16 protein-coding genes are annotated in these 24,654 nt (G+C 34.6%); 4 read left to right on the top strand and 12 right to left on the bottom strand.

Annotated features, from left to right (window positions below):
- Positions 1-25: 25 nt before the first annotated feature.
- Positions 26-121 (bottom strand): type I toxin-antitoxin system Fst family toxin, encoded by a 96-nt coding sequence (locus JVU85_RS06885; RefSeq protein ID WP_107373825.1) that lies wholly within the window; start codon positions 119-121, stop codon positions 26-28.
- Positions 122-455: 334 nt separating this feature from the next.
- Here JVU85_RS06885 and JVU85_RS06880 point away from each other — a divergent pair, with 334 nt between their 5' ends.
- On the top strand, positions 456-1,118 hold the full coding sequence (locus JVU85_RS06880) for an NYN domain-containing protein (protein ID WP_021459358.1): 663 nt from the start codon (positions 456-458) through the stop codon (positions 1,116-1,118).
- A gap of 55 nt (positions 1,119-1,173) precedes the next feature.
- On the opposite strand, the gene rpsR is transcribed toward JVU85_RS06880, so the two are convergent.
- From rpsR to rpsF, 6 genes are all read right to left on the bottom strand, one after another.
- Positions 1,174-1,416, bottom strand: a complete 243-nt coding sequence (rpsR, locus tag JVU85_RS06875; protein WP_002464877.1) for a 30S ribosomal protein S18 — start codon at positions 1,414-1,416, stop codon at positions 1,174-1,176.
- 273 nt (positions 1,417-1,689) lie between these two features.
- Positions 1,690-2,385: a thioesterase II family protein gene (locus JVU85_RS06870; RefSeq protein WP_204172189.1), complete on the bottom strand. Its 696-nt coding sequence runs from the start codon at positions 2,383-2,385 to the stop codon at positions 1,690-1,692.
- A 12-nt stretch (positions 2,386-2,397) separates the two neighbouring features.
- The gene (locus JVU85_RS06865) at positions 2,398-3,030 is read right to left on the bottom strand and encodes a 4'-phosphopantetheinyl transferase family protein (protein ID WP_002509647.1); all 633 of its coding nucleotides are present in this window, start codon (positions 3,028-3,030) and stop codon (positions 2,398-2,400) included.
- A gap of 167 nt (positions 3,031-3,197) precedes the next feature.
- Positions 3,198-13,757, bottom strand: coding sequence for a non-ribosomal peptide synthetase (locus tag JVU85_RS06860; RefSeq protein WP_204172188.1), 10,560 nt, complete (start codon positions 13,755-13,757; stop codon positions 3,198-3,200).
- Positions 13,758-14,246: 489 nt separating this feature from the next.
- On the bottom strand, positions 14,247-14,768 hold the full coding sequence (gene ssb / locus JVU85_RS06855) for a single-stranded DNA-binding protein (RefSeq protein WP_002509650.1): 522 nt from the start codon (positions 14,766-14,768) through the stop codon (positions 14,247-14,249).
- A 14-nt stretch (positions 14,769-14,782) separates the two neighbouring features.
- Complete coding sequence (rpsF, locus tag JVU85_RS06850; protein WP_002509651.1) at positions 14,783-15,088, bottom strand: 30S ribosomal protein S6; 306 nt, start codon at positions 15,086-15,088, stop codon at positions 14,783-14,785.
- A 332-nt stretch (positions 15,089-15,420) separates the two neighbouring features.
- Here rpsF and JVU85_RS06845 point away from each other — a divergent pair, with 332 nt between their 5' ends.
- On the top strand, positions 15,421-16,206 hold the full coding sequence (locus JVU85_RS06845) for a GH25 family lysozyme (protein ID WP_002509652.1): 786 nt from the start codon (positions 15,421-15,423) through the stop codon (positions 16,204-16,206).
- Between the two features lie 119 nt (positions 16,207-16,325).
- Here JVU85_RS06845 and ychF read toward each other — a convergent pair whose 3' ends face one another.
- From ychF to JVU85_RS06830, 3 genes are read right to left on the bottom strand one after another with little or no spacing between them, the layout of a single operon-like run.
- On the bottom strand, positions 16,326-17,423 hold the full coding sequence (gene ychF, locus JVU85_RS06840) for a redox-regulated ATPase YchF (RefSeq protein WP_204172187.1): 1,098 nt from the start codon (positions 17,421-17,423) through the stop codon (positions 16,326-16,328).
- Entirely contained in the window at positions 17,423-17,638 is a 216-nt protein-coding gene (locus JVU85_RS06835; RefSeq protein WP_142020034.1) for a DUF951 domain-containing protein, read from the bottom strand. The genes ychF and JVU85_RS06835 overlap by 1 nt, the downstream gene beginning before the upstream one ends.
- A gap of 18 nt (positions 17,639-17,656) precedes the next feature.
- On the bottom strand, positions 17,657-18,544 hold the full coding sequence (locus JVU85_RS06830) for a mechanosensitive ion channel family protein (protein ID WP_002509655.1): 888 nt from the start codon (positions 18,542-18,544) through the stop codon (positions 17,657-17,659).
- Positions 18,545-18,797: 253 nt separating this feature from the next.
- Here JVU85_RS06830 and JVU85_RS06825 point away from each other — a divergent pair, with 253 nt between their 5' ends.
- Complete coding sequence (locus JVU85_RS06825; protein ID WP_002509656.1) at positions 18,798-19,649, top strand: sialate O-acetylesterase; 852 nt, start codon at positions 18,798-18,800, stop codon at positions 19,647-19,649.
- Between the two features lie 197 nt (positions 19,650-19,846).
- Here JVU85_RS06825 and JVU85_RS06820 read toward each other — a convergent pair whose 3' ends face one another.
- A complete protein-coding gene (locus JVU85_RS06820; RefSeq protein WP_204172186.1) occupies positions 19,847-21,208 on the bottom strand; it encodes a CitMHS family transporter in 1,362 nt (453 codons plus the stop codon).
- A gap of 747 nt (positions 21,209-21,955) precedes the next feature.
- Between JVU85_RS06820 and JVU85_RS06815 the strand changes: the two genes are divergently transcribed.
- A complete protein-coding gene (locus JVU85_RS06815; RefSeq protein ID WP_239441178.1) occupies positions 21,956-22,777 on the top strand; it encodes a hypothetical protein in 822 nt (273 codons plus the stop codon).
- Positions 22,778-23,201: 424 nt separating this feature from the next.
- On the opposite strand, the gene melB is transcribed toward JVU85_RS06815, so the two are convergent.
- Entirely contained in the window at positions 23,202-24,572 is a 1,371-nt protein-coding gene (gene melB / locus JVU85_RS06810) for a melibiose:sodium transporter MelB (protein ID WP_107373831.1), read from the bottom strand.
- Positions 24,573-24,654: the final 82 nt, after the last annotated feature.

Below are 24,654 nucleotides of genomic sequence, written 5' to 3'. Positions count from 1 at the left end.
TTTTGTTGGTGTGGCTTAAGGTCGCCTAGTTTTTATTGCGTTTACTTAGCCAATAAGTAAAGTACGCGATGGCACAGCCACTAATGACTGGCCCTATGATGTGAACGAAAATAAGTATCACTTTATACACCTCCTCTCTACGTCAACTTGACGCCTGAGGAATAGGCGACTTCATTATTATATCACCTGTGAGTTGTTACGCATATGTACTCAAGAATGGTTTCCAAATTTTGGACAGTTCACTAATTGGAAATGATAATAAAGAAGATAATGATACCGTAGGGATATGATAAAGAAGTTAGAAAAGATTGATAGTTAGAATTGACTATATTTAAACTGGGATGTATTATATTTAGCATAAGGTCACGAATACAGACCTATAAAAATACTAAAATACCTGTAGCTCTGCCATTTAATATACTTGGGCAGGGCTTTTTTTATAAAAGGGGATAGTCATGAAAAAAGTAGCAATAATAGTTGATGGACAATTTTTATTACATAGAATAAGAGATGCACAATCTTCTACACAATATCCAAACCTAGAAGATCAATATAATTTTTTAACTAATCTTATTAATTCAAATGACGAAGAACTTTTTAGAATTTTTTATTATCAAGGTAGCCCAAATAAACAAACTGTAGACAAACCCATTTCAAAAGATAAAATAAATTTTTCAGAATCTCAAATTAATAAATATTCCAGTAACCTTATCACCGAATTATCAAACAAAGATTTTGTTGCTATGAGGCTTGGGGACACTTTCTTTAGAGGTTGGAAACTAAAAAATCCAGTTCTAGAAAAAATTAGAAAAGGTATAATTAAAGACACTTCAAAGTTAACTGATGATGATTTCACACCTGATTTCCAACAAAAAGGTGTAGATATAAAGATTGGTTTAGATGTTGCCTGGCTATCAAATAACAATATAGTAGATAGAATATATATGGTTACTGGAGATGCTGATTTTATCCCTGCATTAAAACAAGCAAGAAGAGATGGTATTCAAATTAAACTAGTTAAAATAGGCACCAAAAAAATAAATAACGATTTATTAAAACATTCGGATTTTATATTAGACTTATCCAACAATGATGTAATAGATAAAATCTCCAAATAAAACACAAAAAACCCTCTAGTCTGTTTACTAGAGGGTTTTGCAGATACAATATTTATTATTGTTCTTCTTTAACATATGGTAATAATGCCATATGACGAGCACGTTTGATAGCGATAGTCAACATACGTTGATATTTAGCTGAAGTGCCTGTTACACGACGAGGTAAAATTTTACCACGCTCAGAAATAAAACGTTTTAATAATTCTGTGTCTTTATAGTCGATGTGTGTAATACCATTTGCTGTGAAATAACAAACTTTTTTACGACGACGTCCGCCTCTTCTTGGTCCACCTGCCATGGTTAACTGCCTCCTTTTACGATAATTTGTTTTTTATACGCTCAATTATTAGAATGTTTATCAATCACTATGTGTGTGTTGTGATTGTTAGTTATCATTTCTATTATTATTAAAAGATTTTTTATAGATATGTGTGAAGTATCGGCAAAATCTTGTGTGTGTGTATATGTGCACTATCAATAATATAAAATAGCCTGTCATTTGTCAATACGTTGTATTGGAAAATATAAATGATAGTAGATTTTTATGGTAATTACATTTATCAATGCGAAGTTAATTAATAAGCGCTTTAATTTCCTCGCTCAGTTGATCATACGAATTATTAATAAAGAAGTGGTCCCCATGGAAAAATTTGTAATCTACTGCGGCTTCCGTCAATTCCGACCATTTATAGACAGTGTCAGTTGCTATATCATCGTTTTCACCGACAAATACAGACAATGTCGTCTCTACTTTGTCTTCATGTTGACTATTGTGGTAATTATCAATAGCTAAAAAGTCATTTTTTAGTGATGGCTTCACTAAATCCCATAACTCCTCATGATTTAGCACTTCTTCCGGTGTCCCACCTTTATTTTGGATGAAGCGTTTAAATTCTAGATCATTCATATGCTCAATGTTATTATTGCGCTCTGTATAACCTATTGGCTCACATGCACATAAAATCATATGTTGTGGTGCCGTATAACCTATTTCTGAAAGTTTAAAATATATTTCGTAAGCTAAAATTGTCCCTAAACTATAACCCAATATGATAAATTTTTCCGGTCGTTCTTGCATGATTTGTTTTACTAAATCATCCACCATATCTTCAATTTCTTCTAATGGTTCTTCTATTGACCGTTCACCTCGACCAGGTAATTCTAAGGGTTTTAAGATGATATCACTTGGGAGTTTATCCTTCAATGGATAATATAATGACTTATTGCCTCCTGCAAATGGAATACAAAATAATGTTGTTTTTACCATATACTCAACCCCTTAAAGTATAAAATCTTTGTTAAATGTTGGCGTGATATTTGTTATTTCGACATTTAAAGTGCTAGCTGTTGCTGTGTCCATAATGATAGACAACCTATAATCTCTATTAAATTGCCGAGAAAAGACTGATAGTTGATCAGGCCGAGTTGCCATATCATCTTTGATACTATAGTTGTTATGGCCTGGCACAATCGCAAATGAATCTAATGATTTATACAATCCTGTACCAATTAACTTTAAATAACATTCTTTTAATGTCCAGAGTTCATAAAATCGTAGTAATTGTTGCTCAATGCGACCTGCTCTAATATAGTGGGCTTCTTCTACAGCAAAATATTTATCTGGAATTGATAAATCAATGGGTGCTATTTTCTCGATATCTACACCAACATTATAATCACTCACAATACATACAGAATAACCACTAGTATGGGAAGTATTAAAGTAGTATTGGGATGGTGTAGTGATTAACGGTTTACCATATTCGCCTCGATGCAAAGTAATATCTTTCATATTACAACCTGTATGTTGAGCAATACAAAAGTGCTTAAATTGTTGAGAGTACCATCGCTGATATTGTTTATGTTGATACTCGGCATTACTCGTGTTCAATACGTAAATTGTTACGTCCATGCTGACACATCCCATTAAGTAAATTATGTAAATGCAAGAGCATCTCAGAATCCAACTGGTGAATTCCGGCATGCTCTTACATAAATGATTACAACGACACGTAACCCAAATCTTCAGTGTGATCATCGCATGTTAAATGGTACAACTATTAAACACTTACCTAACTGTTAAAAATTATTTTTAGGATGGTTAATCATTTTCTCTAATGTCTCTGTACTAGTTGGTTTCCATTGGAAATCTAATCGTTCTAACACGAAGTTTGTTTTATAATCTAAGATTTCAAAATGTGATTTGTTAAACAATGTATTATCTAAAATACCAGTGTGTAATAAGAAGTCATTGATTTCATCACTCATTACACCTTGTTCGATACACTGCATCAAGTAATCCATAAAGTCATTCCACTGAATATCATCGATACGATGATTGTTGTCGTTATAGACGTCCATCAATGTTTTCAATGATAATAATTGATTGTTATAAATATGGTGCGTTTCGTTGCGTAGTTGATTATTCAAAATCAACTTGTTGCACGCTTGTGCTGCTTGATCAACAGGTGTGAAATCAACATCATCATGTGCTAAGTTAGGGAATTTTTGTAACTTTTTAAATGATTTGATAATACTATAAAAGGCATTATTTTCTTCATTTTTTTGGAAAATACCTGTTTCAGAGTCACATTGTAAATTACCTAAACGGTAAATATTCGTTTCTACACCTTCGTCACGATATGCTACTAAGCGTTTTTCAGCTTCAATTTTCCCATCTAAATATACGTTATTCGGTTTTTGGCCTAAATCAATATCATCTTCCGAGAACGTCACTTGTTTTTTGTCTTCGATATGACCAGAAGCAATAGACATCGTTGACATATGATGGATTTCTTTTAGTTTTTGGTCTTTGGCAAAATCAACTATATTATTTATTGCATTAACATTCGTGTCATAAGACGAAGCTTCCGTGGCAAAGTGATTAACATTAGCTGCAGCATTAATAATAATATCGATGTTGTTTGCTAAATAATCATAAGTTTGCGTTGCAAAACCTAGGCCATCCGCTTCAATATTACCCTCCACTAAATGAATACGACTAGTATCTGCTGAATTCAATTGAGCATTGAAGTAATACTGCCAATTATTGTTAAGTTTTGATTCACCACTTAACTCATTACTATTACGCACCATGACATAAATAGTAAAATCTGTGCGCGCAAGTAAATCTTTTAAGACATGAATACCAAAGTACCCTGTAGCACCTGTTAACAATACTTTTTTATCTCGTTTAACCGCTGTTTTATCAATAGCTTGATATTGCTGAGCACTTTTCTCTTTGTAGTCATTTACTTCATTCATAAAGTCGCTACTGAAACGATGTTCATGCTCTACTGTTACTTCTTTTAAAGCACTCAATTTAGCCATAATATTAGTATCTGCACGTTCGATTAATGCTTTACTAATACTTTCAACGGTCTGTAATTCGAAAATATCTTTAATAGAAATATTATATGATTTAGAGAGTAGCGACGTTAATTTAATAGCTTTAATTGAATCTCCGCCAATTTCAAAGAAACTGTCCTGAATGCTCACGCGTTCTCTGTCCAATACTGTTTCAAACGCTTCAGCGACTGTAGTTTCCATATCATTGCTTGGTTCAATATAAGTAGCACTTTCGACTTCGATTTCTGGTAATGATTTCTTATTCAACTTACCATTTACTGTTACTGGTAGCGCATCTAATTGCATCATATAAGCTGGCACCATATATTCTGGTAATTGCTGATTTAATGCTACTTTAATAGCTTCAAAATCTAATGTTTCTTCGGCAACGAGATACGCACATAGTGCTAAATCAGAACCAGCCATTGGTTTAGCAACAACTGCAACATTAGTAATTGCACTCATTTTACCTAAGACACTTTCAATTTCTCCCAGTTCAATACGATAGCCACGGATTTTCACTTGTTCATCCATACGACCTAAGTATTCCACCATTCCGTCGCCACGCCATTTTGCTAAGTCACCAGTACGGTAAAGTTTACCGTCGCCAAATGGATTATCAATGAATTTTTCAGCAGTTAATTCAGGGCGATTTAAATAACCTCTTGTTACAGCGATACCGCTAATACACAGTTCTCCCGGAACACCAATCCCCATCAACTTATTATCTTCATTTATGACATGTGCGTGTACGTTTGCAATTGGATTACCAATTGGTATCACTTCATGTGTCTTACTATGAGGGACAGGATAGTGTAACATCTCAATCGATGCTTCTGTTGGTCCATACAAGTCGACGAGTAATGTATCATTTCTTTTTCCAATTACAGTGTTAAATTCATTTGCAAGTACAGGTTTAAGCGCTTCACCTGTTGCTAACAATGTTTCTAATGATGCTAAACTAGCCACATTGTCCGTCGATTTAATGTAATCGATAAAGCCACCTAACATTGAAGGCACAAAGTGAACCATCGTCACATGATGATCATGAATTAAGTTCATAATCTTCTCTGGATTCACTTCTTCACCACTCGGAAGTAGTACAGCTTGGCCACCAACCATTGCCCAACTGAAAATTTCCCACACTGATACGTCGAATGTAAATGGTGTTTTGAATAATATAATGTCACTTTCATCGAAATTATATTTATCAATCATCCAATTCAGGCGATTAAGGACACCTTCGTATGGAACAAGGACACCTTTAGGTTTACCTGTTGTACCAGATGTATAAATTACATACATAAGGTTCGACACATCTGTGACATGCGGTAAATTATCTTTCGGCAATGTAGTTAAATCTGTAGTTAATAGGTCAATAACAGTATTATCATAAGCTAATTCACTATTAAGTGTATGGTCTGTTATTAAGACGTCTGGTTGACTATCTTCTAACATGAATTCGATACGCTCAACCGGATAATTTGGATCGACTGGCACATAAGCGCCACCAGCTTTTAAAATACCGAAAATACCAACCATCATCTCTAAACGGCGATATGTCATAAGACCTACAAGGTCATCTGGCTGTACGCTTAATTCGCGTAAACGATATGCAAGTTGATTCGCTCTTGAGTTTAACTCACTATACGTTAAACTTTCTCCTTCATACGTAATTGCCGTCTGTTGTGGGGTTTGTGCCACTTGTGCTTCAAAGCGTTCTACAAACGTTTGCGAATTATTCAACGATTCAGCCGTATCATTAAAGACTTCAAAGATTTCAGTTTGTTCTGCTGCGGTAATAATTTCAATTTCTCCAATATTAAGTTGTGGATTTTGCGTAACATTTTTTAATATTTCCATGTAATGTCCGAGCATACGTTGCACTGTTTCAGCATCAAACAACTCTTTACCGTATTCTAATAATACTTTATACGTGTCGCCTTCTTCGATAGTCATATTCAAATCAAATTTCGCATTGGTGTTTGTTGCTTCTTTAGTTTCAATGTTCCAATCTTCAATGTCTATGCTCTGTTTGTCATTATTTTGTAGTGTGAATAGTACGTCGAATAATGGATTACGTGTTAAGTCACGGTTTTCCACAATTTCATCTACCAACGCTTCAAGTGGATACTCTTGATTATCAAATGCTTGTAACGACGTTTCTTTGAGTTCGGCCAATAATTGATTAAATGTTTTTTGTCGTGTTGGATAGCCACGCATTGCTAACGTATTAACGAACATTCCTAACATACTTTCAGTATCCTTATGTGTCCGTCCTGAAATTGGACTACCGATGACGATATCTTCTTGACGACTATATTTGTGTAATAACACCATAAACGATGATAATAAAATCATGTAATCAGTACTACCTGTTTCTTGTGCTAATTGATGGATGTCTTGAGTGATTTTCGCTGGCACATCCACTGAGACTGTCCCACCAATAAAGCTTTGTTTATTTGGACGCGCACGATCATAAGGCAAATCAAGTACTGGTGCTTCTTCTTCAAATTGAGCTAACCAGAAAGCACGTTGTGCACTCATATCGCGATTGTGCATCCACTCACTATAATCTTTATATTGTACTGTCAATGGTGTTAATGCTTGGTTTTGATATAATGCAGAGAATTCTTTCATAATTAAATTAATAGAAAAACCATCTGAAATAATATGGTGCATATCAAAGAGTAAAATATAATGCTGCTCTGCTTGTTTCACAATTTTCACGCGTAACAATGGTACTTGCGCTAAATCAAATGGTTTTACAAAATCCTCTAATAAAGCATCATAATCAGGATTAGCATTTTCTTCATAATCCACTGCGATTTCTGCTTGCTCATTAATAATTTGTACTGGCTCGCCATCAATCGCTTCGAAATGTGTGCGTAATGATTCATGACGGTCAATTAACGCTTGGAATGCCTCTTGTACACGCTCTACATCAACGTTCCCATGAATTTCTAAAATGCTCGGCATATTGTATGCTGTTTGACCAGATACCATTTCATTTAACACATATAAACGTTTTTGTGGTGATGATGCATAGTAATGTGCTTTATGTTCAGCCGGAGCAATCGCTTGAGTATGGGCTTTGTCACTACTATTGAGTACTACTTTTGCAAGTTGGGCTGCAGTAGGATTCTCAAAAATTGCTTTAAGTGGCAGTCTTACCCCTAGATGACTTTCAATTTCATTGACTACACTTATTGCTTTTAATGAATGTCCGCCAATTTCAAAGAAATCATCATATACACTGACTTGTTCTAAATGTAAAACAGTTTCAAAAGCCTGAGTGATACTTGCTTCTTCTGGTGTTGTTGGTGCAACATAAGCCTTTGTTTCTACTTTAATATCTGGTAATGCTTTTTTATTTAATTTACCATTGGCTGTTACAGGCAATTGTTCAAGTTGCGTCATAAAAGTCGGTACCATATAACTTGGTAGCTTTTGTCCAAGTGTTGCTTTAATCGTTTCTATATCAATCGCATCATCTGACACTAGATATGCACAAATTGATAATTCGTCACCAACGACTGCTTTGGCGATGACAGCCACATCCGAAATCCCATCGACTTGACCTAAAGTACTTTCGATTTCACCAAGTTCAATACGATACCCACGGATTTTTACTTGTTCGTCAATACGTCCAAGATATTCAACATTACCTTCTGCACTCCACTTCGCTAAATCACCGGTACGGTACAATTTACCTTCACCAAATGGATTATCTATAAATTTTTCTTGCGTTAAATCAGGTCTATTTAAATAACCATCTGTGACACCTACACCACCGATACATAACTCGCCGGGAACACCGATCCCCATTAAGTTATTATCTTCATTCATAATATATGCTTGAATGTTAGCAATTGGCTTACCGATTGGAATAGTGTCATACGTTTGTCCAGCATGACATGGGTAATAAATAACCTCAATTGATGCTTCTGTCGGACCATATAAATCAAGTAACAAAGTATTATTTGGTGTACCAATAATCGTGTTAAATTGATTTACTTGTTCTGGTTTTAACGCTTCACCACTTGCGAGTACGTGATTAACTGAAGCGATAGCTTGTTGCTTATTCGTATTTTTAATAAAGTCGATAAAGACCCCAAGCATTGACGGTACAAAGTGCACCATTGTAATGAGATGATGTTCTAAGAGTGCGGCAATTTTTTCCGGATTACTTTCTTCACCTGAAGGTAGTAGTACAGCTTGACCGCCAACCATTGCCCATCCAAAGATTTCCCATACCGACACATCAAACGTAAATGGTGTTTTAAATAACACAGTATCATGCGCACTGAAGTGATATTTATCTATCATCCAATTCAGGCGATTCATAACACCTTTGTATGGTACCATTACACCTTTCGGCTTACCTGTTGTGCCCGACGTATAAATGACATACATTAAGTCTGTCACATCAGTGGCATGTGGTAGATTTGTTTTGGCTTGGTTCTCATATACGGCTGAATCTGTTAAATTAATAACTTGTTGGTCATAATCAATCGAAGCGTCTAAATTATGATCTGTTAATAAGACGTCCGGTTGGCTATCTCCTAAAATATAATTCACACGATCACTAGGATAGTTAGGATCTACTGGTACATAAGCACCACCAGCTTTCAAAATACCGTATATACCAATCATCATTTCTAAACGACGGTTTGTCATTAAACCAACTAAATGATTTGCTACTACACCTTGTGCTCGTAACACACGCGCTAATTGATTCGCACGTTCGTTTAATTCACGATACGTTAAGCTTGCGCCTTCATACATAATTGCAGTTTGTTCAGGTGTTTTCGCCACTTGTGCTTCAAAGCGTTCGACAAATGTTTGTGTATTATTTAAGTTAACTTGTGTGTCGTTAAAATCATTAAAAATTGTCGTTTTTTCTGACTCTGTAACTATGTCAATGTCACTAATTTTTTGTTCAGGATTTGTCGTGATATTAACTAAAATTTCGAAGAAGTGACCAAGCATACGTTGAATCGTTGCCTCTTCAAATAATTCACTCGCATATTCTAATGACACATCATAGTGTTCACCATCTTCTATAGTCATACTCAAATCAAACTTCGCATCAGTATGTGTAGCCGCCTTAGGTTCAATCGCCCAATTATTGATTTCTAATTTTTGTTGTTCATTATTTTGTAGCGTAAATAAGACATCAAACAACGGATTTCGCGTTAAATCACGTTTTTCTACAATTTCATCTACTAAAGCTTCAAGTGGATATTCCTGATTATCAAACGCTTTTATAGATGCATCTTTCGTTTCAGACAACAATTGGTTAAAGGATTTATTACGTTCAGGATAACCACGCATAGCTAATGTATTAACAAACATCCCTAACATATTTTCAGTATCTTTGTGTGTACGTCCGGAAATTGGACTACCGATCACAACATCTTCTTGGCGACTATATTTGTGTAATAATACCATGAATGACGTTAGTAAAATCATATAATCTGTACTGCCTGTTGTTTGCGCTAACTGACTAATAGCACTACGTGTTTCATCAGGCATACGCACTGTAATAGAACGCCCATCAAAATTTTGTTTATTCGGTCTAGCATGGTCATAAGGTAAATCTAAAAAGGGTGCTTCCTCTTTAAATTGTTCTAACCAATAAGTACGTTGACTCGTTAGATCACGTGTGTGCATCCATTCACTATAATCTTTGTATTGCACTTTTAATTCTTCTAATGCATAACCTTGATAAAGTGCTGAGAATTCTTTGATGATAATATTAATTGATAAACCATCGGAAATAATATGATGCATATCAAATAATAAAATAAAACGCTGTTCTGCACATTTAACGATTTTCACTCTCAGTAACGGGGCTTGTGCTAAATTAAATGGACGTACAAAAGCCGTCAACAAACTATCATAATCTTCAGTATGTGCTACTTCGTAATCTACGCTAATCGTCGCTTGTTCTTCAATGACTTGTACTGGTTCACCATCAATCGTCTCAAAATGTGTTCTTAACGCTTCATGTCTATTAACCAATGTTTGGAAAACCTCTTGTACACGTGTGATATCGACATCCCCACGTATTTCTAGCATACTTGGCATATTATAAGCCGTTGGACTATCCGTCATCTCATGTAACACATAAAGTCGTTTTTGTGGTGATGACGTCAGATAATAAGGTTTGTCTGTAGCTTGTGGAATGTCATGTCCTACTGCCTCTTTGGCTTGCGCTTCAACGACTGTGGCTAATTGCGCTACACTTGGATGTTCAAAGATAGCTTTTAATGGTAATCGTATACCCATACGACTTTCTATATCATTAATTACACTAATAGCTCTTAAAGAATGTCCACCAATTTCAAAGAAACTATCTTGTACACTAACTTGAGGTACATTCAACACTTGAGCAAAAGTTTTGGCTATTTCAACCTCCATATCCGTCGATGGTGCAACATACGTTTTTGTTTCTATTTTAATGTCAGGCAAAGCTTTTTTATTTAATTTACCATTAGTTGTTACTGGTAATTGTTCTAATTGCATCATGTAGGACGGAATCATATATTCCGGTAACTTTTTCGCTAAAAGTGACTTAGTACTATTAAAATCAAGTGTCTCTTCAGAAGCCAAATAAGCACAAATTGCCAACTCAGAACCTTGAACTGGCTTGGCCACTACTGCAACATCCGATACATTATCCATTTGTCGTAATAAACTTTCGATTTCCCCAAGCTCAATACGATAACCACGTATTTTTACTTGTTCATCGATACGTCCGATATACTCTATATTGCCATCTTCGCTCCATTTAGCTAAATCGCCTGTTCGATATAATTTACCTTCACCATAAGGATTATCGATAAATTGTTCGGCTGTTAATTCAGGTCGTTTTAAATAACCATCTGTGACTCCAACTCCACCAATACACAGCTCGCCTGCTACACCAATACCTAATAAATTATTATCTTCATTCAAAATTAAAGCTTGAATATTGGCAATGGGCTTACCGATAGGTATGGTGTCATAGATTTTATCGGCGTGACATGGGTAATAAATAACTTCTATAGATGTTTCAGTTGGGCCGTATAAATCAATAAGCAACGTCTCATTAGGACTACCAATACGCTCATTGAAACGATTAACGTGTTCAGTTTTTAACGCTTCACCACTCGCCAAAACATTATTCACTGAAGATATAGCTGCGACATTGTTAGACGCTTTAATAAAATCAATAAAGACACTTAACATTGATGGCACAAAGTGAACCATCGTAATATCATGTTGTTCAATAAGTTTTGTAATTTTTGCCGGATTACTTTCTTCACCTGAAGGTAATAACACTGCTTGACCTCCGACCATAGCCCAACCAAAAATTTCCCAAACGGATACATCAAATGTAAATGGTGTTTTAAACAACACTTTTTCTTGTTCACTTACGTTAAACTCATCAATCATCCAATTCAAGCGATTGATTACACCTTTATAAGGTACCATCACGCCTTTAGGTTTCCCAGTTGTACCAGATGTATAAATGACATACATTAAGTCTGAAACTTGAGTCACATGGGGTAAATTTTCTGTTGGTAGCGACGATAAAGTACTATCCGTTGTTAAATCAATCATATGTCCATTATAAGTAATTGCCTCATCGATAGATCGATCCGTTAACAACACCTTAGGTTGACTGTCCTCTAAAATATAATTAATACGCTCACTAGGATTATTCGGATCAATAGGTACATAAGCACCTCCAGCTTTTAAAATGCCATAAATACCAATCATCATTTCTAAACGTCGATTGGTCATAATGCCTACAAAATCATTCGGTTTAATATTGGCATCACGTAATTTTACTGCCAACTGGTTCGCACGTTCATTTAACTCATTATATGATAAACTCGTACCTTCATAAGTGATGGCAGTTTTCGTTGGTGTTAGTGCAACTTGTCTTTCAAAGCGTTCTACAAATGTTTGATTATTATCTAACGCTCTCGCAGTGTCATTAAAAGTGTGTAAAATTTGTTGTTTTTCTTCCGGTGTCACAATTTCAATATCACTAATTTTTTGTTCCGGATTATTTATCATACTATTTAAAATATTTTGAATAGTATCGTGCAATTGGCATACTTCTCGATCATTTAAAGCATCGATTTGGTAATCATAATCAATATCCAAACCATTTTTACTACTTCTATTACTGATATTTAAACTTAACGGTGCGTTATTCGTCCCCGAATCTAACCATTCATCTGAAAAGCCATCTTCAATAAATTCCGCATTATATTGTGTATTTTGGAAAGACACGAAGCAATCCAACAAACCTTTTTTGTTACCGCTATCTTCGACAATATAATCATACGGATATTTTCTATGTTTGAGTAGATTAAACGTTTCTAGTTTTATTTTATTTAAGTACTCTGTGATTGATAGATCTTTGTCGACTTCCACAATCATTGGTAATACTCTTGAATAGACACCAGTAGAAATTTTTTCTTTTTTACTATCTCTATTATGTATGAGTAAACCAACGGAATTTGTGTGTGACAACGTTTGTTTATATTTTAAAATAAGCATCACTGAGGAATATAAATTACTAATACTTATTTGATTATTTTCACAAAAGTCTTTAATTCGTTTTGTGTCTGCGTTTGATAAGCTAAAGCTACGACGCTTACCTACTGCACTATCCAATGTTGTCTTTTCAAAGAGGGTATTATTTTCAAAATTTTCAAGCTTTTCTAGCCAAAATTGTTTATCTTTATTAAAACGAGGAGATTGTTCATATTTTGTTTCAGTTGCGATTGTATCTAAATACGAGGCACGTACATCTTCATCTGTATTTTTGCCTGCTAATTTTCGCATCAAAAAATTCACAGCAAGTGTCATACTCCAACCATCACTTATTAAATGGTGTTGTAATAAAAATAGCCCATTATGACCTTCTGGAAATCTAAGTAAGACGCATTTAAATAACTGTTCATCTAACTCAAAGATATTTTTTCTCGCTGTTTCATTACGCCATTTATTGTAACCGACTTCGTCTTCGAAGAAATCTAAATACGGATAGTCATGATATTGAAAGTCTGTAACATATTGTTTATATTCACCGTCATGTCGTGTAACTTGCAGTCGAAAACTATCATGACTTTCAACCAATGCGTTAAATGCTGCATTGATTTCTGCATATTCAAGACCATTACGCATGTGCATAATTCCCGCAATGTTGTTAATACTTGTGTTTTCATAGTACTGTTCTATCTGTAGTATTTCATTTTGTGCATAAGACAATAATTTTGTTTCCATCTATTTTAATAAACCTCCTATCGATTGGATACATCTTCAATATTAATATTCTTTTAATATCTTTTCAAATCATTAATAAAACATAATACATTAAGATATAATAATAATTATCCTGTTTTGTATTTTTAAAACTTTTAATTTCTAAAATATTTGTATATTAATTTTTTATTAATTTTATTAAAATTTCATATAATTTGTGTTAAAACTTATTAACTCCAGCCACGTTTTATAAGTGGTGTAATATGTAACTTTCCATCTGAATATTCATAATTTTAATAACGCGACATCGCTACTAAAACTCGTACAATAGTTGTTTTATTCAATGAAGAACAATTTGAACACAAAAAAAGCGTATATCTTCACACACTGAAGATATACGCTTTAAATTGCATTACTTTACACACAATTTACACACACGATAATGCAATTTTTCACACTTTAAAAATCTTTTAATTTATTGCTCTTGTAAATTCACACAAAATACAGAGCTTAGAACGGTAAGTCATCATCACTGATATCAATCGGTCCATTTGCATTCGCAAAAGGATTATCAGATTGACCTGAGTTTGATGAATTGTTGTTGTTATTATTTTGATAAGATGATGTGTTTTGACCTGCTTGTTGACCACCAAAACCTTGTCCATAATCTTGGAAATTATTACCGGAAGACTGATTGTGACGTTGGTTTTGATTTTTCGGTTCAAGGAATTGAACGCTGTCACAAACAACTTCAGTGACAAACACACGACGCCCTTCTTGGTTTTCATAGTTACGTGATTGTATGCGACCGTCAACGCCAGCTAAACTACCTTTTGATAAGTAATTATTCACATTTTCTGCTTGTTTTCTAAAAACTACACAGTTAATGAAATCTGCTTCGCGTTCCCCTTGCGCATTTGTAAACGTACGATTTACTGCTAAAGTAAAAGTCGCAACGCTCACGCCTGAGGGTGTTGTTCTATATTCTGGATCCTTTGTTAAACGACCTACTAAAACAACTCTGTTTATCATTTAAGCGCCCCCAATTATTTTCTTGTCTTATCTTCGTCTTCACGGATAACGATGTAACGAATAATATCGTCAGAGATTTTAGCCAAACGTTGGAATTCGTCTGTAGCTTCATTACCTTCTGTTTGAATACGAACTAAGTTGTAGTAACCTTCAGTGAAATCGTTGATTTCATAAGCTAAACGACGTTTACCTTGATCTTTTGCTTCTAGGACTTCTGATCCGTTTGAAGCTAAAATACCGTTGAAACGCTCAACTACTGCTTTCTTAGCATCTTCTTCAATATTTGGACGAACGATGTACATAATTTCATATGTTCTCATTTTATAATTGCACCTCCTTGTGGTCTATACGGCCTATCAATAAAAACAATAGGCAAGGAATAATTTTCATTACTCACAATAAAGAATTATAGCATAAGCTTTTACAATTTACAATAATACGAAAGGTGACAATCTACTTGAATTAATATATTCTTGCTGTTAATAACGATTATTTTATTTCTGAATTAATTAATTTTCTTTACACTTTAATCTTGTACGAAGTAAGGTTGCGAAAAAAATCTAATTATTTTAGCATGAGCTTTGTCAGAAATTTATGACACCATTAATTACATATTCAACAATTCACTATAGCAAACTAAAGGAGTACTTTTATGATTTCGTTTTTGAAAAAAAGCATCGTCGCAACAACAGTGCTAGCCAGTGCACCACTCGCTAGTGCGACAGTTTATGCGGCCGACGAAGATTCATCACATCGTGGCACAATGGGCGCTGGATATGAAAACTATCTCAAAGAACATCCAACGGCAACACAAAATAACAGTGTGACACGAGAAGCAGGCGGAGCAAAAAGCGACAATCGCGTTTTAGACATTTCTGAATGGCAAGGAGAGTTAACTGCCAATCAAGTTAAAGCATTGAAAGCAAACTATGACTTCATTATCATTCGTGCCCAATACGGTTCTGAAACTGAAGATGCTGCACTCGAACATAATTCAGCACTACTCGATAAATATAATTTAGATTTTGGCGTCTATTCATATAGTATGTATGAAAATCCAGACGATGCACGCTATGAAGCTCGAACACTTCACAACCGTGCACCCAAAGCTGAATTTTATGTCAATGATTTAGAAGAAAATAGTGTCACTTCTGGTGGCGTGGAGCAAAGTACTAAAGCTTGGTACGATGAAATGAAAAGCCTAGCAGGAAATCATAAAGTACTTTTCTATTCATACGAAAACTTTATCAATGAAAATGTTCCACAAGCACCTAATAATTATGACGGTGTTTGGTTGGCTAATTATAATGAGCAACAACCATCTACGAATCATGCCTTATGGCAATACACCGATGAACATTATTCTGAAGAATTAGATCAAAAAGTCGATGCCAATTATATCTCGTCTGGTGTCAGCAGCGAATGGTTCACGTCGTAAACACTCCAAAATAATACCACTACAACAACACCTCCCATTTCACTATTGCAACTTGGGAGGTGTTTTATGTACTTTGATATTAAAAAAGCTCCTGACATAATCAGGAACTTTTGAAAATTTTATACGTTGAATCTAAAGTGAACAACGTCACCGTCTTGCATGATGTAATCTTTACCTTCTAAACGTTGTTTACCCGCTTCTTTGGCACCATGCTCACCATTAAATTCTACATAGTCATCATAACTCGTTACTTCTGCACGGATGAACCCGCGTTCAAAATCTGTATGGATGATGCCCGCACATTGTGGTGCTGTCATTCCCGTCTTAAAGGTCCAGGCACGTACTTCTTCAACACCTGCTGTGAAATATGTTGCTAAGCCTAATAGATTATATGTTGTACGTATTAAAATATCTAAACCTGGTTCCTCGATACCTAAATCTTCAAGGAACATTGCTCTATCATCATCATCTAATGTAGCAATTTCTTCTTCGATTTTAGCACTGATTACAATAACTTCTGATCCTTCTTTACTTGCGTATTCACGGATAGCCTTAACTTTTTCATTATCTTCGTCACCAATTTCATTTTCACCAACATTGGCGATATATAACATATCTTTTGACGTTAATAATTGTGCTTGGTTAATATATTTTTGGTCTTCTTCATTAAATTCTAAACTACGTACTGGACGACCTTCTTCTAATGCTTCTTTTACTGTAGTTAATTTACGTACTTCATTAACTGCATTTTTGTCTTTTTGTCTTGCCATTTTCTCAAGTTTCGGCAAACGTTTTTCCACTGATTCTAAATCAGCTAAAATTAATTCCATATTAATAACTTCAATGTCATCAATAGGATCTACACGTCCAGAAACGTGCGTAACATTATCATCATCAAAAGCACGCACTACTTGGCATATTGCATCAACTTCGCGAATATGAGATAAGAATTTATTCCCTAATCCTTCACCTTTTGAAGCACCTTTCACGATACCTGCAATATCAGTGAATTCAAATGTAGTTGGTATAGTCTTTTTAGGTTGTACCATCTCTGTTAATACATTCAATCTATTATCCGGTACTTCTACAATACCTACGTTAGGGTCGATTGTTGCGAATGGGTAGTTAGCTGCCAATGCGCCAGCCTTTGTAATTGCATTAAATAGAGTAGATTTCCCTACGTTAGGTAAGCCTACGATACCTGCTGTTAAAGCCATTAGTCATTCTCCTTTTCATCAGTTACTTGATAAGACTCAAGTACTTTTTTTAATTTTTTATTGAACGTTTGTCTAGGAATCATAATACTGCGTTGACAATTTTCACATTTAATTCGGATGTCTGCGCCCATACGAATGATTTTAAAACGATTCGTACCACATGCATGTTGCTTTTTCATTTCTACTATATCATTCAGACCGTATTTAGCTGTCATTCTGTCACACCTCCGAAGTTATTGTGCTTGATTTGGGTTACTCGAGTCATATTGTACCATGGCTGGTTGCGGTGTTTTAATACCTTTTAATTTGAAAAATTGTTGAATTTCTTTACGTAAAATACGCGCACCTGAGAAGCCTTCACCAGGTATCGTTTCTGCTGAAATACGAATCAATACTTCATCTCTCGTAATGGAATCGACACCTACGAATTCTGGAGTAGTAATGAATAAGTAATATTTAGAACGCATTGAAGTAAATAATTCATTTAATAATGTTTCCACACGATCTATATCTTCATCAATTGCCACAGGCATCATCACAATCGCTGTACCATTTGATACTGAAAAGTTAGTAATCTCTCCCATACTACCGTTTGGTAAGATTGTTAATTCGCCACTTATCGTATTAATACGCGTTGAACGTAATCCAATTGCTTTTACAGTTCCTTCAGCTACAGTTGTTCCGGCACTATTAATTTTAACATAATCGCCAACATCAAATTGGTTTTCAAAAATAATAAAGAACCCAGTAATGATGTCTTTAACAATTGTTTGCGCACCAAAACCAACAGCTAAACCAACAACACCAGCACTGGCAATTATACCTTCTACGCTAATACCAAACTTACTAAGAATAGTAGTAATGACTATAAACCATACTACATATGAAGCAATATTTTGTACTAGTGAAATTAATGTCTGTGAGCGTTTTTTATTGGCATTTCTGCCTTTGTTTTGCACTTTAAAAAATTGTTCTATCACTTTATTAATAATACGTATCGCAAACCAAGCAACGACAATATATATTACTACCATAATGATGTTAGATATTAAGGTTTGATACGTCTCAACTTTGGTTAAAGGTTCAAACAAAGATGCTAATACGCTTTTAATTTGATTCAATGCTATGTCCTCCCTGACTTAATGTTACTGTCTATTGTACGTGTTTTCGTTCAGTTGCAACTCCAACTTGGGTTTTAAATTAACACTCCCCTGAGACTAAAATATCCAACGTGTGCTAAAACATACTCGCCTATTATAGCAAGAATCAACTATGCGATAAAGCATCGCACACAAAATCCTTTACATTAGCAAACATTCTATATTTAAATGAGCATATACGATACATTGTATACCAACAAAGGAGTGAACGTCGATGAAATCAATCTTATTAGTCGGCCAGTCAAATATGGCAGGACGCGGATTTATGACAGAGGTCGAACCTATTATTAACGAGCGCATTAAAGTATTAAAAAACGGACGTTGGCAATTTATGGAAGAACCTATTCACCAAGATAGAGCAGTCGCCGGTATTGGACCTGCCGCTGCCTTCGCACAATTATGGGTAGAGGCGCATCCAAATGAAACACTAGGTCTAATACCTTGTGCAGATGGTGGCACCTCTATAGACGACTGGGCACCTGATCAAATATTGACACGACATGCCATATCTGAAGCGCATTTTGCAATGGAAACAAGTGAACTCATTGGGGTTTTGTGGCACCAAGGTGAAAGTGATAGTAATAATGATAAATTTCAAAACTACCAAGAGAAATTACAGCAGTTTATCACACATTTACGCCAGGCATTAGGTCAACCTGAGCTTCCAGTTATCCTTGGGGGGCTCGGAGATTATTTGGGTCAATCTGGTTTCGGCCAAAGTGCTACACAATACCAAGAAATCAATAAAATTATACAATCAGTGAGTCACTCAGAACCACATTGCCACTTCGTAACCGGCCAAGGATTACAGCCTAATCCAGATGGCATACACATTAACGCCCGTTCTCAAAGAATTTTTGGTATACGTTATTATCAGGCATTCTCACAACTTAAAGATGTTTTGTCACCATTACCAAATGAAGGCGCACTAGCCTCAACTTTATATAAATCCACCTATAGTAAAAACGAACAGATGTATCTTCAATTGTCAGCACTGGGAAAAAACGAAATCACATTCGAACATTTTTCTCAACAAATGGCTGCAATAAACAAAGATACACCATAAGATAAAAATCAACTCACAGAGAGCAACAAACAGCTTCAAGACACACACTTATAAAGTCTGTCTATTACTATGTATGCATAAGAAGAAGTACAATTGTAACTTTATAGTCGATACAATTAAAAGCTGGGACAAGTTCATACATGTCCCAGCTTTTTTATAAAATTATCAATAATAATATATTAAGACTATAATCTAAACTAAATCGTTACAATACCTAAGCAAATTGCGATAATTAACATTATAATTGAGAATCCCCACACCCAGAAAAAGGCGTATTTAATATATTTACCCATATTAATTTCAGCAAGACCAACTGCTAACCAAACTGCTGGTGCAAATGGACTCACAAACGTACCGATAACATTTCCAATCATCAGTGCAAAAGCTGTAGATTCTGTAGGCACATTAAACTGGCCTGCAGTAGACTCTACAATTGGTAATATTGCAAAATAATATGCATCTGTACTAGTTAATAAATCTAAAGGTACACCTAACATACCAACTATAATATGTAAGTATGGTCCGACAGCTGTTGGTAATATCGTAATTAATGATAATGCTATGGCTTTTAACATTCCCGTTTCATTTAAAATACCTAAAAACACACCTGCTGCTAAAATTACTGCTGCCATCATTAAAGCATTTGGTGCAAGGGCACGTATACGTTCCATTTGATAGTCTACATTTCTAAAGTTAAGCGGTAGTGCAATCGCCACACCAATCATAAACGCCAACTCAGGTGGAACTATATCTAAGAGCATCATAGCGACAATAATTATAGTTAAAATTAAATTAAGCCATAAAATATATTTATGTTTAGCCGCTTCACCTATAATAGGAGAATTTTCATTTTGTTGTTGCTCATAACCCTCAACAATACTTTGAATATCTATTTTTTCCCTATCCATATCACTATAAGTACGGGCAATTTTTCTTTTTTCTCGCATACCTAGGAACATCGCAAATAATACGACTAACACAATACCGATTAATTGTAATGGAATGACTTGATACCACAGGTCATTAATATTGTCGACGCCAATAACTGACGCTGTCCTAGCCATTGGGCCACCCCATGGGACCATATTAATGATTGCAGCACTTAGGGCTAACAATAATACTAATAAATACGGACTCATTTTTAGTGCACGATATAAAGGTAATAATGCGGGTATTGCTAATAAAAATGTTGTTGCTCCTGCACCATCTAACTGTGCACATGTTCCAATTAGTGCGGTCACAACAGCCACAATAATAACATTCCCTCGCGTAAATTTAATCATTACTTTTACAAATGGTCTAAATAATCCGCTATCAGAAATAATACCAAAATAAATAATAGCGAAAATAAACATAATAGCAACATTAAAAACTTGGTCAATTCCGGAATCCACATATTTTCGAATATCCCCAAACCCATGACCAATCAATAATGCACCAACAATAGGAATAAGTATCATTCCTACTACTGGACTTATCTTTTTAATGATTAACAAAGTGACTATTGAAATAATAATCAATAAACCCACTATAGTTAACAACGTACTTGATTCTTCCATGTTACATCCCCCTACACGTAAGCGCTTTCTTACATTTATAAAAAAAGTTACCTTTCATTAGCGAAAAGTAACTTTTTTTATAAATATACCACAATGCCAATATAAAATAAAACGCTTTAAATTATATTTGCATAATATATTTAGGGTTATAGATACAGAATGAACATAATTCTATCTATAATATATTGACTACAAAAACATGAAATTCAATTTATTATACTACTTGTGTTATAGTAGTTTAAAAATTTATAGAAGGAGTATACTATATGAAGCCCCCTATAACTTTCACTTTTATTGAGAGAATATTTTTATGTTTAGAGATCCTAAGCTTTCTTTTAAATTTAAGTATTTCATTCAACATTTTACAGTTTCCACACTTTATAGCTATGCTTTGCTTAAGCGTCACTTTTATTTGCTTCGGTATAGTAGCATTCAATAAGCATTCGATATTTATCGGTATTAGTTTTTTTATAATAGCACTATGTCTTGTAGCTTTTATTGTATTTACAACTTATTAGTAGGCAAAGTTGTAACAGCTAAAATAAGTGGTTTGGCTGAATTGGATTTCATTATTTCTGATGACGACCTCACTCAAAATATGGATAAAAATATAATAAAGTACGTTAATTTAATTTAAGTCAGCTTTTATTATTTTTATGTTAAGTATCCTTTTACTATTTATAACATAGAACAATTTGGGTATAGCTTACTATGGTAGTAATTTTTAACTAGAAGATGAGGGTGAAGATGATGCAGCGTAATAATAACTTTAACGAATATCCTAAAATTTTAAAGATCGAAGACGATGGAACTATTATTGCATTAGATAAACACGGTAAGGTTAATACTGATTTAAACACACATAGTGTTACGGACAAGCAACAGTACGATATCTTTGGAGAAGTATTATACAGCCCTTATAGTCGTATCCAAAAATACCAACAATCCTATGCGCATGATTCACATGATCCGAACCACTTAAAATCAGAAGCCCATTATAATCAACGCGATCGAGAACGAGAATTACAATTACTGGAAGAAAATAAAAAAACCAAACGTAAAAATACGTGGCTCGGTTTAAGTGCTATTATTTTGTTACTTATCGTAGGTGTTTTTGCCGTAACAGCATTTTTCAACTCACGTGATGACGGACAACAAAATCAAACAGAGCAAGCACAAACTGATAATCAAAACCAAAACGATGCTGGCCAAGGTGAAAATGTTAATTTCGAACATCAAAATAGTAAAATTGAAAGCCAAATCCAAACAATTAAAGATGATATAAGTAATGGAAATGATGAAACAGAATCTAAACTGCAATCATTACAAGATAAAGTAGATAGTCTTAAACAAGAAGCTGATTCATCCACGACAGAAAATTTAGCCGATAAATATCAAAGTACTGTAAACAACTTAGAGCAAGCTAAAGATCAACAAGAAAATGGCAACAGTGATCAAATGCAAGAAGAGCTCGATAAAGTAAATAACAAGTTAGATGATATTAAAGATAAATTTTCATCTTTCTTTGATAATAACAAACAAGAAGACTTTGAAAATAAAGAAAGTTAATCCTCCTGCACCGTTTGCATTGGCAACGGTGCAGTTGCTGTAATTCATCTTAAAAATAGCAAAGTATCACTACCGGTAGTCTGAAGTCAGACAACGCTAAGGCTACCCTACAGTAACCGACAGAAAATAGCTAACATTTTTATAACGCTTATATTTCCACTTACTTCTATCTATATTTTAATGCTTACTTGCTAAGTACTTATTAGTACTTGATAGACCAACAAAATAATACATAGCTCTTTCATAGTAAAGGGAGTGGGACAGAAATCTGTTTTTGAAAAAATGATTTCGTCTTCCCACTCCGGCAAGGTTGACTAGCCTTGAAACAAGCTTGATTTGAAGCGCATTTTCAATGCAGTCAGCTACTGCCAATATGAAAAAAGACTAGGACAATCAATATTGTCCCAGTCTCTTGTTAGTCATATTATTTAATTTGTCGCTTTTTAACATTTAAGACATTTACAACATCTTGAATGTACGCACCTTTCAAATGATAACTGAATCGGTAAATGAGGTAACTTAAAAAGACGCTGATTATAGGTAATGCAATCATGATGATACGTAAACCATTTTTCGTAAAGTCACTTTGCTGTTGACCAGCTTGATAACCAAATAAGTCTAATCCCCATCCGGTAAATAGTGCCGCTACTGCCATAGCAGTTTTCATCAAGAACGTTTGAGTTGATGTAATAACACTTTCATTCCTTTGACCAAATTTCAATTCACTATAATCAATAACATCTGCAATCGATACAGTAATAATGCCCATAATAAATCCAGTACCTGTTTTAATAAATATTGTCCCTATTATGACTGGTATCACAGCAGAGGGCGATACATAGCTTGCAATTAAAAAAATGATTAAGCCCGTGGATAATGATACTGCTGCTATTGGAAACACATGTTCACGTGACAGCCATTTTGCTAATTTAGGAAACATTAACAACGCAATGATTTCTACAAAACCAACACCATTATACAGTGCAAACAACGCCTTGGATTCTGCTACATAACTAAAATAATATATTGCGACATTACCTAATAATTGAATACTTAAAAAGAAAGTGACTAATATACCGATATACGCTAGTAACTCTTTATTCATGAATAAAATACGCCAAATATCTTTAAAACGTAATGTTATACCTGTATCAATATTTGTGGGCGCTTCATAAACGTTACGTACAGTGATTAGGATTGCAATAATAAACACGATAGCAATGATCACTGTCATAATAAAGAAGCCTACTGATTGCTCTCCCCCTCCAAAATGGTGAGCAAAAAATGCTACAACTGTTAAACCTGCAGTCCCAACAATCAAATTGGCTAAACTAGCAAACACACGAGGAATAATAGATACTTCCTCACGTTCTGTTGGGTCGTTAGTTAAATTGGGTAACCATGACCAATATGGCACATCCATCATCGTATAAGTCATCCCCCACAAAATATAAAACACTGAAACATATACGTACAAACTTGTGCCAGATAACCCAAAATCGCTAAATAAAATGATGGTTATCACCGCATTAATAATAGTACCAATCACTAACCACGGCCTAAATTTGCCCCATTTGGTTTTAGTTTTATCTACAATCATGCCCATAACCGGATCATTAATTGCATCCCAAATACGTGCGACAAAAAACAGCGTTCCTACAAAACTTGCTGCCACTCCTAATACGTCCGTAAAATAAAACATTAAGAAGGTCCCCGTTAGACCTACTACTAAATCTTTACCAAAAGCACCAATACCAAAAGAATACTTTGCTTTTCGGGTTACTTGTCTATCCAAAAAACCACCCCTTAAGTTCTACTAGCTTTTAATATTGTTAAAGCTAGGCATAATAGTTCTTTGTGTACCTGTTCAAAGCTCT

Source organism: Staphylococcus sp. GDY8P72P, assembly GCF_016890655.1.
Taxonomy (GTDB): Bacteria; Bacillota; Bacilli; order Staphylococcales; family Staphylococcaceae; genus Staphylococcus; species Staphylococcus arlettae.
Note: the sequence above shows the minus strand (reverse complement) of the source record. Positions and strands in the feature narration are given on the sequence as shown.

Bases quoted from the DNA above. Each gene is read 5' to 3' on its own strand.
- JVU85_RS06865 (WP_002509647.1), bottom strand. From the start codon at position 3,030: ATGGACGTAACAATTTACGTATTGAACACGAGTAATGCCGAGTATCAA.
- JVU85_RS06815 (WP_239441178.1), top strand. From the start codon at position 21,956: ATGATGCAGCGTAATAATAACTTTAACGAATATCCTAAAATTTTAAAG.
- ssb (WP_002509650.1), bottom strand. From the start codon at position 14,768: ATGATAAACAGAGTTGTTTTAGTAGGTCGTTTAACAAAGGATCCAGAA.
- JVU85_RS06825 (WP_002509656.1), top strand. From the start codon at position 18,798: ATGAAATCAATCTTATTAGTCGGCCAGTCAAATATGGCAGGACGCGGA.
- JVU85_RS06870 (WP_204172189.1), bottom strand. From the start codon at position 2,385: ATGGTAAAAACAACATTATTTTGTATTCCATTTGCAGGAGGCAATAAG.
- ychF (WP_204172187.1), bottom strand. From the start codon at position 17,423: ATGGCTTTAACAGCAGGTATCGTAGGCTTACCTAACGTAGGGAAATCT.
- rpsR (WP_002464877.1), bottom strand. From the start codon at position 1,416: ATGGCAGGTGGACCAAGAAGAGGCGGACGTCGTCGTAAAAAAGTTTGT.
- JVU85_RS06860 (WP_204172188.1), bottom strand. From the start codon at position 13,757: ATGGAAACAAAATTATTGTCTTATGCACAAAATGAAATACTACAGATA.
- JVU85_RS06820 (WP_204172186.1), bottom strand. From the start codon at position 21,208: ATGGAAGAATCAAGTACGTTGTTAACTATAGTGGGTTTATTGATTATT.
- JVU85_RS06835 (WP_142020034.1), bottom strand. From the start codon at position 17,638: ATGACAGCTAAATACGGTCTGAATGATATAGTAGAAATGAAAAAGCAA.
- rpsF (WP_002509651.1), bottom strand. From the start codon at position 15,088: ATGAGAACATATGAAATTATGTACATCGTTCGTCCAAATATTGAAGAA.
- JVU85_RS06880 (WP_021459358.1), top strand. From the start codon at position 456: ATGAAAAAAGTAGCAATAATAGTTGATGGACAATTTTTATTACATAGA.
- JVU85_RS06845 (WP_002509652.1), top strand. From the start codon at position 15,421: ATGATTTCGTTTTTGAAAAAAAGCATCGTCGCAACAACAGTGCTAGCC.